Source organism: Bradyrhizobium sp. NBAIM03, assembly GCF_020194055.1.
GTDB lineage: Bacteria > Pseudomonadota > Alphaproteobacteria > Rhizobiales > Xanthobacteraceae > Bradyrhizobium > Bradyrhizobium yuanmingense.
On sequence record NZ_JADYVS010000166.1, the window covers coordinates 1 to 442 of the forward strand.

Consider the following 442-nt stretch of genomic DNA (forward strand, 5'->3'; position numbering starts at 1 on the left):
GATCCGCCCCGCAGTCAATCCGAACACCACGCCGCCACTAAACCCCTTGGCCAGCTCACGCAGGCCCGTGCCGATGGAGGCATCGCCGCCGTGCCCGGTCAGCATGGCAAGCAGCACGCCCATGATGGCAATGGCTGCGGCGTCGTTGAGCAGCGCTTCGCCCTCCACCAGCCGGATCAGCCGTGCCGGCGCGCCCACGTCGCGAAACACCGCGATTACAGCGGACGGATCGGTCGTGGCAATCATCGCGCCGAGCAGCAGGCACGTGACGATGCCGAACGGCGTGACGGCCGCCGCAGCCAGCCCGATCACGCCCGTGGCAACCACCACGGCCACGATGGCGAGCATCAGGATCGGCGCGGCATCCGGCGCCATGCTTCGTACATCCACCGACAGTGCTGCCTGAAACAGCAGCGGCGGCAGGAACAGCCACAGATACGCC

1 protein-coding gene is annotated in these 442 nt (G+C 68.1%); it reads right to left on the reverse strand.

The window, feature by feature from the left end; genetic code table 11:
- Positions 1–442, reverse strand: a 442-nt coding sequence (locus tag I6F21_RS37905; RefSeq protein WP_225184407.1) for a cation:proton antiporter, incomplete at both ends; no start/stop codon positions are given.